The sequence below is a fragment of the Bifidobacterium miconisargentati genome (assembly GCF_019331675.1).
GTDB lineage: Bacteria > Actinomycetota > Actinomycetes > Actinomycetales > Bifidobacteriaceae > Bifidobacterium > Bifidobacterium miconisargentati.
The window spans coordinates 138,395-147,744 of sequence record NZ_JAHBBJ010000007.1 but is presented as its reverse complement, the minus strand read 5'-3'; the positions used below and the strand labels follow the sequence as shown (position 1 = coordinate 147,744).

The 9,350-nt window shown below is 62.9% G+C and carries 10 protein-coding genes; all 10 read left to right on the top strand.

Annotated features, from left to right (window positions below):
* Window positions 1-1,270 (top strand): glycoside hydrolase family 3 C-terminal domain-containing protein (locus KIH81_RS06100; protein ID WP_214304543.1); only part of this gene is annotated, 1,270 nt, incomplete at its 5' end.
* Between the two features lie 52 nt (window positions 1,271-1,322).
* Window positions 1,323-2,090: an MIP/aquaporin family protein gene (locus KIH81_RS06095; RefSeq protein ID WP_214304542.1), complete on the top strand. Its 768-nt coding sequence runs from the start codon at window positions 1,323-1,325 to the stop codon at window positions 2,088-2,090.
* Between the two features lie 126 nt (window positions 2,091-2,216).
* Window positions 2,217-4,250 (top strand): threonine--tRNA ligase, encoded by a 2,034-nt coding sequence (gene thrS / locus KIH81_RS06090; RefSeq protein ID WP_214304541.1) that lies wholly within the window; start codon window positions 2,217-2,219, stop codon window positions 4,248-4,250.
* A 69-nt stretch (window positions 4,251-4,319) separates the two neighbouring features.
* Window positions 4,320-4,907 carry an HIT family protein gene (locus tag KIH81_RS06085; RefSeq protein ID WP_214304540.1) on the top strand — a complete coding sequence of 196 codons (588 nt, stop codon included), beginning with the start codon at window positions 4,320-4,322 and terminating at the stop codon, window positions 4,905-4,907.
* 133 nt (window positions 4,908-5,040) lie between these two features.
* Window positions 5,041-5,796: a YebC/PmpR family DNA-binding transcriptional regulator gene (locus tag KIH81_RS06080; RefSeq protein ID WP_214304539.1), complete on the top strand. Its 756-nt coding sequence runs from the start codon at window positions 5,041-5,043 to the stop codon at window positions 5,794-5,796.
* 6 nt (window positions 5,797-5,802) lie between these two features.
* On the top strand, window positions 5,803-6,387 hold the full coding sequence (ruvC, locus tag KIH81_RS06075) for a crossover junction endodeoxyribonuclease RuvC (RefSeq protein ID WP_109056075.1): 585 nt from the start codon (window positions 5,803-5,805) through the stop codon (window positions 6,385-6,387).
* Window positions 6,388-6,478: 91 nt separating this feature from the next.
* Complete coding sequence (gene ruvA, locus KIH81_RS06070; RefSeq protein WP_214304538.1) at window positions 6,479-7,108, top strand: Holliday junction branch migration protein RuvA; 630 nt, start codon at window positions 6,479-6,481, stop codon at window positions 7,106-7,108.
* The gene (gene ruvB / locus KIH81_RS06065; protein WP_214304537.1) at window positions 7,108-8,172 is read left to right on the top strand and encodes a Holliday junction branch migration DNA helicase RuvB; all 1,065 of its coding nucleotides are present in this window, start codon (window positions 7,108-7,110) and stop codon (window positions 8,170-8,172) included. The genes ruvA and ruvB overlap by 1 nt, the downstream gene beginning before the upstream one ends.
* Before the next feature lie 90 nt (window positions 8,173-8,262).
* Window positions 8,263-8,679, top strand: coding sequence for a preprotein translocase subunit YajC (locus KIH81_RS06060; protein WP_214304557.1), 417 nt, complete (start codon window positions 8,263-8,265; stop codon window positions 8,677-8,679).
* A gap of 87 nt (window positions 8,680-8,766) precedes the next feature.
* Window positions 8,767-9,348, top strand: coding sequence for an adenine phosphoribosyltransferase (locus KIH81_RS06055; RefSeq protein WP_214304536.1), 582 nt, complete (start codon window positions 8,767-8,769; stop codon window positions 9,346-9,348).
* The last annotated feature ends 2 nt before the right edge of the window (window positions 9,349-9,350 follow it).

The following is a 9,350-nucleotide window of genomic DNA, read 5'->3' as shown; positions in this document are numbered from 1 at the left end:
GTTCATCAGGCGCTTGCTGGTTGCTTGTTTATCTTGGTCGAAAACATCCTACCCAGGAAGCGCTCTTCTCTTACTCCCTCAACGGCTCAACGACGAACCCACACCCACGAAAACAACACAAGCGCCTGTTTTTGCTTCCGGGTTCACGCTCGATGACGGCCCTCAGCAGCCATCGATGACGCGGGAAGCGGTGGACGCTGCCCGTGGGGCCGACAAAGTCCTGTTGTTCCTGGGCCTGCCTGAGTTCGCGGAATCCGAGGGGTACGATCGCACCACACTTGATTTGCCTTCCAAGCAGATTGACGTATTGCATGCGGTACGCAAGGTGAATCCGAATATCGTGGTCGTGTTGTCCAATGGCTCGGTCGTATCCGTCGCCGATTGGCAAGACGAGATCAGTGGATTGTTGGAGTCCTGGCTTCTCGGTCAGGCAGGTGGCGGAGCGACAGCCGATGTGCTGTATGGAGACGTCGATGCCACGGGACGTTTGGCCCAGACCATTCCGATGAGTCTCGAAAACGACCCTTCGATGATGAACTTTCCAGGCAGCGAAGGCAATGTTGATTATGGTGAAGGCGTATTCGTGGGTTATCGGCATTATGATACCCAGCATGTGCCGGTGGCCTATCCGTTCGGATACGGGCTCAGCTACACCACATTCGCCGTCGAGGACATGCAGGTCGACGTCACTGGGAGAACCTCGGCGACGGTTCGCGCTTCAGTGACCAATACCGGCAAGCGTAGGGGATCGCAGACGATACAGCTGTATGTAGCGCCACGGCACGAGTCCGCGGCTGCAAGACCGGTTCATGAGCTTAAAGCGTTCGCCAAGGTCGAATTGGATCCGGGGGAGAGCACGACCGTTCGTTTCGAGCTAGGCGAACGTGATTTCTCCTACTGGTCCGAACGCCATGCGGATTGGCATGCGGAAGCGGGGGCATACCGGATCGAACTGGGCTTTTCGTCGCGGGATGTCGTAGCATCGACGTCGATCTCCATCGAAGGCGACGGCAAATCAATGCCGTTGAGCGATATGTCGACCATGGGCGAATGGATGGAGGATCCCATCGGGCGTGATGTATTCATGCGTCAGGTCTCCCGATTCGAGGCTGCAGGTGTGACCGTGTTCCCGCAGGATGAGGTCAACAGGATCTTCTTCAGAGCGGCCCCGCTCAATAGCATCACTTCGTTCATGGGGCCGCAGGGTCGTCGGCTGCGCGAACGGGTGTTGGCTGAGTATGCGAACGTCTCGCAGGCATCGGCTGACTGAGCGCAGGGGCAATGATGGTTTCCGATATCAAGGTTGCAAGGAGTTGAGTTGAATGGGCGTTGGTGAGATGTTCGGTTCCGAATTCCTCGGAACCGTGATGATGATCGCCATCGGCGTCATGGTGTGCGGCAGCCGCTCGTTGCCCAAGACCGGCGCATACCGAAATGACTGGATTAATGTATCGCTCGGCTGGGGATTGGCCGTGTTCGTTGGCGTGTATGTGGCTTGGCCTACCGGAGCCCATCTGAACCCGGCCGTCACCTTGGCGCGCGTGATCCAACATTGGTCCGATCCCTCCGTGACATTGAACGGCATATCGGTCCACGATGGCGGCATCGCAGTGACGATGGGGAATGTGGCCATTTACTTGACCGCGCAGTTCCTTGGCGCCTTCGTCGGAGCCTGTGTGGGATTCATGGCGATGCGCAGGCACTTCGCCGAGCCGGCGAATCCTGATGTCACGTTGACCGTGTTCTGCACCAAACCGGCGGTGGCATCACCGCTTTGGAACGTCGTTACCGAATCGATCGGAACGGCGATACTGGTCATCTGGATAACGGTCAACGGCGGCACGCCCACACAAGTCGGGCCACTCGCCATAGCGATGGTCGTCACGGTGCTGACCATGGCTCTGGGAGGCATATCTGGGGCGGCGCTGAACCCGGCGCGAGATTTCTGCCCGAGACTCGCATATCAGTTGCTCCCTATTGCCGGGAAAGGCGATGCCGATTGGGGCTATGCTTGGGTGCCGTTCGTCGGTCCGTTAATCGGCTCCGCTTTGGGCGTGTGCATTCCCCTGGCTTTCGGGCTGATGCCCTGAACCGCCAGGCACATGGGTACACGGCTCATGGCGAATGTCGTGAGCCGTTCCTATCGTGTCGCATGTTGATTAACCAGTCCAGGCCTGCACATTAGTAACGCGGACCCCGATAGCAAAGGACAAATCATGGCGCAAGCTACCATCTCCATTACAGTCAACGGCGAAGCGAAGGAGGTGGAAGCAACCACCACCGGCGTCGAGCTGTTCGCGGATGACAAGAACATCATCGCCGTCAAGATCAACGGTGAGAACCGTGACCTCTACACGCCGCTTGCCGACGGCGACTCCGTGATGCCGATCGCCCTCGACTCCGAGGACGGCCTCGCGATCATGCGCCACTCGGCCACGCACGTCATGGCCCAGGCCGTGCAGGAAATCTACCCGAACGCCAAGCTGGGCGTCGGCCCTGTGATCAAGGACGGCTTCTACTACGACTTCCAGGTGGACAAGCCCTTCACGCCGGACGATCTCAAGGAGATCGAGAAGCGTATGCAGCGCATCGTCAAGTCCTCCCAGTCCTTCCGCCGCCGCGTGGTGACCGAGGATGAGGCTCTGGCCGAGGAGGCCGACCAGCCTTTCAAGATCGAGCTTATCAAGGACAAGGAGGCGCACCTCGACCCGGCCGCCGCCACCGAGATCGCCGAGAAGGAACTGAGCTTCTACGACAACGTGGATCGCGACGGCAACACCGTCTGGAAGGACCTGTGCCGCGGACCGCACCTGCCGAACACCCGCTTCATCAAGGCCTTCAAGATCGAGCGCTCCGCCGCCGCCTACTGGCGCGGTTCCGAGAAGAACCCCACCATGCAGCGCATCTACGGCACCGCCTGGGCCACCAAGGAGGACCTCAAGGCCTACCAGACCCGTCTTGAGGAGGCCGCCAAGCGCGACCACCGCAAGCTCGGCGCCGAGATGGATCTGTTCTCCTTCCCGGATGAGATCGGCCCCGGTCTGGCTGTCTTCCACCCGAAGGGCGCCGCGGTGATCAACGCCATGGAGGACTACTCCCGCGAGATGCACCGCAAGTACCACTACAGCTTCGTGCAGACGCCGCACATCACCAAGGGCGGCCTGTACGAGACCTCCGGCCACCTGCACTGGTACAAGGACGGCATGTACCCGCCGATGCACCTGGACGAGGAGAAGGACGCCGAGGGCAACATCACCAAGCCGGGCGCCGACTACTACCTCAAGCCGATGAACTGCCCGATGCACAACCTGATCTTCAAGTCGCGCCAGCGCTCCTACCGTGAGCTGCCGCTGCGTCTCTTCGAGTTCGGCACCGTGTACCGCTACGAGAAGTCCGGCGAGGTCCACGGCCTGACCCGCGTGCGCGGCCTTACTCAGGACGATTCCCACATCTACTGCACCCGCGAGCAGATGAAGGACGAGTTGACCAACCTGCTCACCTTCGTGCTCAAGGTCCTGCGCGACTTCGGCCTGTCCGACTTCTACCTGGAGCTGTCCACCAAGGACGAGCACAAGTACGTCGGCTCCGACGAGATCTGGGAGGAGGCCACCAACACGCTGCGCGAGGTCGCCGAGGCCTCCCACCTGAGCCTCGTTGCCGATCCGGGCGGCGCCGCCTTCTACGGTCCGAAGATCTCCGTGCAGGCCCGCGACGCCATCGGCCGCACCTGGCAGGTCTCGACCATCCAGCTCGATTTCAACCTGCCCGAGCGCTTCCAGCTCGAGTACATCGCGAAGGACGGCACCCACCAGCGCCCGGTGATGATTCACCGCGCTCTGTTCGGTTCCATCGAGCGCTTCTTCGCCGTGCTGCTGGAGCACTACGCCGGCGCGTTCCCGGCGTGGCTCGCTCCGGTGCAGGTGCTCGGCGTGCCGGTGGCCGACGAGTTCGCCCCGCACCTGGAGGAATTCGTCAAGTCCCTGGAGGACGAGATGGTCCGCTGCGAGATCGACTCCTCCGACGACCGCTTCGGCAAGAAGATCCGCAACGCCTCCAAGTCCAAGGCGCCGTTCATCCTCATCGTCGGCGAGGAGGACATGAACAACAACGCGGTCAGCTTCCGCTTCCGCGACGGCAGCCAGCTCAACGGCGTGCCGGTGGACGAGGCCCGCGCCAAGATCCTCACCGTGATCAAGAAGCGCGTCCAGGTCAATTCCGTCGACGACTTCAAGGCCGCCACCGAGGACTGAGTCATTTCCTCACCCGGCTCCCCTCAGACGAGGGGAGCCCCCGATACCCCGAAGGTTGAGAGCATACCGATGACCGAACAAGTGCGTGTCGACGACCCGGCCGATTTCCCTCCCCAGGAGGATACGGTCGAACGCCTGTGGACCCCGCAGCGCATGACCTACGTGCTGCGCAACAGCGAGGACAGGCCCACCAAGCCGAAGACCAAGGAGTGCCCGTTCTGCGCGGGCCCGAAGAAGTCCGACGAGGACGGTCTGATCGCCTGGCGCGGCACGCACGTGTTCGCCATCATGAACCTGTATCCCTACAACGTGGGCCATCTCATGATCTGCCCGTACCGTCATGTGGGGTTCATCACCGAACTGGACGACGCCGAACTGTTCGAGTTCGAGAAGGCCACCACCCTCGCCATGAAGGTGATGGAATCCGTCTCGCATCCGGACGGCTACAACATCGGCATCAACCAGGGCGAGGTTGCGGGCGCCGGCGTGGCCGCGCACCTGCACCAGCACGTCGTGCCCCGGTGGAACGGCGACGCGAACTTCATGCCCATCGTGGCCCAGACGCGCACCATGCCGATCCTGCTCGAAGACCAGCGTGCCGCATACGCCGCCGCCTTCGAACGCCTCGCGCCCGGACTCAACCTTCCGCTGGCCTGATCGGCCACGGGCGGTTCCGGCCTCGTTCACACCCGCATTCGCGCGGGTGGGGAGACGTCGATACCGCTTATGTCTGATTACCGGCCTACAATCATTCCGTTTGACATCATTCGTTTAATCGCTAGGAGCATTAATGTCAGGTCATTCCAAGTGGGCGACCACCAAGCACAAGAAGGCCGCCATCGACGCCAAGCGCGGCAAGCTCTTCGCCAAGCTCATCAAGAACATCGAGATCGCGGCCCGTCTGGGCGGCGGTGACCCGGACGGCAACCCGTCCCTGTACGACGCCATCTACAAGGCCAAGAAGGCCTCCATGCCGGCCGACAACATCGCCCGCGCCGTCAAGCGCGGTGCCGGTGACGAGGACGGCGCCGCCAACTACGAGGACATCGTCTACGAGGGCTACGCCCCCGCCGGCGTGGGCCTCATCATCGAGTGCCTGACCGACAACCGCAACCGCGCCGCCGCCGAAGTGCGCTCCACCCTGACCAAGGGCAACGGCTCCCTGGCCACCTCCGGTTCGGTGTCCTTCAACTTCGAGCGCAAGGGCCAGATCGTGGTCCCGTCCGAAGGCGTGGACTTCGACAAGCTCTTCGAGACCGCCGCCGAGGCCGGTGCCGAGGATGTGACTGACGATGGTGAGGTCTTCACCGTCATCACCGGCCCGTCCGACCTGTTCACTGTGCGCAAGGCCCTGCAGGATGCCGGCTTCGACTACGATTCCGCCGACCAGGTCATGCAGCCGAAGAACGAGGTCGAGCTCGGCCTCGAGGACGCCCGCAAGGTGTCAAACCTCATCGACAAGCTCGATGACCTGGACGATGTGCAGAACATCTACTCCAACTGGACCGCCTCCGACGAGGTCATGGCCCAGCTCGACGAGGAGTAATCCCCAGTGATCATCCTTGGCGTCGACCCCGGGCTCACGCGCTGCGGGGTCGGCGTGATCGAAGCCGGCGAACATCGCCGGCTTTCGTTTATTCACGTGGATGTGGTGCGTTCCTCGCCCGACATCTCGCAGGACCTGCGTCTGCTGGCCATCTACAACGGCCTGGCGGAGAAGATGGACCGGTTCGCGCCGGACAGCGTGTCCATCGAACGTGTGTTTGCCCAATCCAACCGCAACACCGTGCTGGGTACCGCCCAGGCCGCGGGACTGGCCATGCTGGCCGCCGCGCAACGCAACATCCCGGTGGCCCTGCATACGCCTACCGAGGCCAAGCTCGCCATCACCGGCAACGGGCAGGCCCAGAAGATTCAGGTCGAACGCATGGTCACGCGCATCCTGAACCTCACCAAAATGCCGACCCCCGCCGATGCGGCCGATGCGCTGGCCTTGGCCATCTGCCATGCCCTGCGCCCTGCGGGAGCGCTGCAGGGCGGCGAACGCGAGCAGCATCTGACGCCCGCGCAGCGCCAATGGGCCGAGGCCGCGCAGCATACGACACGTCGCCGCATCAACCACGACCGCGGTATGTAGTATACTTCGAACAGTTGTTCGATTATGGGTGTGCGGGTGCTGCTGCTGCGGGATCGCCCGGCATCCGGGGGATTTGCGCAAGGAGTGGGCGATGATCGGCATGCTGTCCGGGCGGGTCGAATCGGTTGAGGCCGATACCGCATTGATCGACGTCGGGGGAGTGGGATACGAGGTCCGCATGTCCTCCACCGACCTGGGGCGGCTGCGCGCCGGACAGGAGACCCGCGTCTACACGTACATGAACATCTCGCAGGACGCCGTCACCCTGCACGGATTCCTGGACCGGGATGCCAAGAAGACCTTCCTGCAACTCATCAAGGTGTCCGGCATCGGGCCGAAGGTGGCCCAGTCGCTGCTGTCCACCTTGACACCGATCCAGTTGGCGCATGCCATCGCGGACAACGACGCCACGGCACTGGCCAAGGCGCCCGGTCTGGGCAAGAAGGGCGCGCAAAAGATCATCCTCGAACTCAAGGGCTCCATCGACCTGAGCCAGATCGAAGGCGCTTCGGCCTCCGGTCCGGCTTCGGTCAAGTCCCCCGTGGATACCGGCATGGAACAGGTCATCGAGGGACTCATCTCGCTCGGCTGGCGGCAGCAGGACGCCCAACAGGCCGTCACCGAGGCGATCAACGACAACGACATCACCACTCCGCTGGCGGCGGACGACGTGCCGCGCGTGCTGCGCTTCGCCCTGGCGCTCATGGATAGGGGCCGCTGATGAGCGACGACATGAACTACGGCACTTCCAACACCGGTGCCAACGAGGAATCGCTGCGCATGGTCTCCTCCCAGCCGATCGGCAACGAGCCGGTCAGTGACGAGGAGCTCCGCCCGCATGTGCTGGACGGATTCATCGGCCAGCCCCGGCTCAAGGCACAGCTCCAGCTCTTCCTCGACGCCGCCCGCAAACGCGACGTGCCGCCCGACCATATCCTGCTCGCCGGTCCTCCGGGCCTGGGCAAAACCACGTTGGCCATGATCGTGGCCAACGAGCTCGAGGTGCCGATCCGCGTCACCTCCGGCCCGGCCGTGCAGCATGCCGGCGACCTCGCCTCGATCCTGAGCTCGCTGGACACCGGCGAGGTGCTGTTCATCGACGAGATCCACCGACTGCCGAGAGCCGCCGAGGAACTGCTCTACATCGCCATGGAGGACTTCCGCGTGGACGTCATGGTAGGCAAGGGACCGGGCGCGAGCTCCATACCGCTGACCCTGCCGCGATTCACCGTGATCGGCGCCACCACGCGCGAGGGCATGCTGCCGAGCCCACTGCGCGCGCGTTTCGGCTTCACCGCGCATCTCGACTTCTATCCGCACGAGGAATTGGAGAAGCTCATCGAGCGGTCGGCTAACGTGCTGGGCGTGAACCTGGATGAAGGCTCCGCGCATGAGCTCGCCCTGCGCTCCCGCGGCACGCCGCGTATCGCCAATCGTCTGCTGCGCCGCGTGCGTGACTGGGCCATCGTCCATGACCTCATCGTGGTTCGTCCGGAGGATGTCAAGGAGGCGCTGGCGCTCTACCAGATCGACTCGGAGGGACTCGACCGCTTGGACATCGCCGTGCTCAACGCCATCGTGCGCAACTTCAATGGCGGACCCGTGGGCCTCAACAACCTCGCCGCCATGGTGGGCGAGGAATCCGAGACCGTGGAGACCGTCTGCGAGCCGTATCTGGTGCGTGAGGGCTTTCTGGTCCGCACGCCGAAGGGCCGCGTAGCCACCGAGAAGGCATGGCAGCATCTGGGCCTTACGCCCAACGATGATGTCAGCAAGCTCTTCTAGACTTTTGCCTGTTTGCACAATCCGGTCATGTGTCAATAACCGGCCGTGACCGTTGATCTGAAGGAGTTTTCCGTGGATTCTTCGTATATTATGCTCATCGTCATGGTCGTGGTCATCGGCGGCATGATGTGGTGGCAGTCCAAGAAGTCCAAGCAGCAGCAGCAGGAGCGTCAGGACTTCCGTCGCAATCTGCAGCCCGGCACCGAGGTCATCACCATCGGCCAGGTGATCGGCAAGGTCGTGGAGGTCGATGAGCAGTACGAGGAGATCGTCATCGATTCTGAAGGCTCCAAGCTGCGCTTCGGCTTCAACGCCATCGCCCGCGAGTACACCCGCCCGGCCTACGTCTCCGACGACGAGGTGGACGAGAACGGCAACCCGCTGTCCGAGGACCAGGAAGCCCCGGCCGCGGACGAGGCCGGCCAGGTGCCGGTCGACGCCGCCGTCGAAACCACCGAGGCGAACGACGCCGAGACCAAGCAGAACGGCGAAACCGAAGCGAAGTAAGCTTTCGTACCGCGGGGCTTCCACGCACGCGGGACGTTCCCATCATCGTCAACACCGTCAACCAACAAGTCATCAAGGGGCGAGCATATGGCACAGTCGGATATCACCATCGAGGCATTGGGCAAGGTCGGACAGGAGGACGCCGAATACATGGTGTCCCTGATCCGATCCGTGCCCGGATTCCCCAAGGAAGGCATCATCTTCCGCGACTTCATGCCGGTGCTCGCCGACCCGAAGGGCCTGAGGATCCTGCTCAAGGCGCTTGAGGAGGCGCTGCCGGTCGCGCCTGACGAGTTCGATGCCGTTGCCGGCCTGGAATCCCGCGGATTCCTGTTCGGCCCCACGCTGGCCTCCCACCTAGGCAAGGGCTTCATCGCCATCCGCAAGGCCGGCAAGCTGCCGCCCGAGACCATCGGCGAATCCTATGACCTCGAATACGGCACCGCCAGCGTGGAGATTGAGACCGAAGCCGTGGCACACGGCGAGCGTGTGCTCATCGTGGACGACCTGATCGCCACCGGCGGCACCGCCAAGGCCGGCGCGGATCTCATCGAAAAGGCCGGCGGCAAGGTGGCCGGCTTCAGCTTCGTGATGCGCCTCGAAGGACTCGACGGCATCGACAAGCTCGGCGGCGTGCCCACCAGCTCGTTGGTCTCCATGCCCGCGTGAGC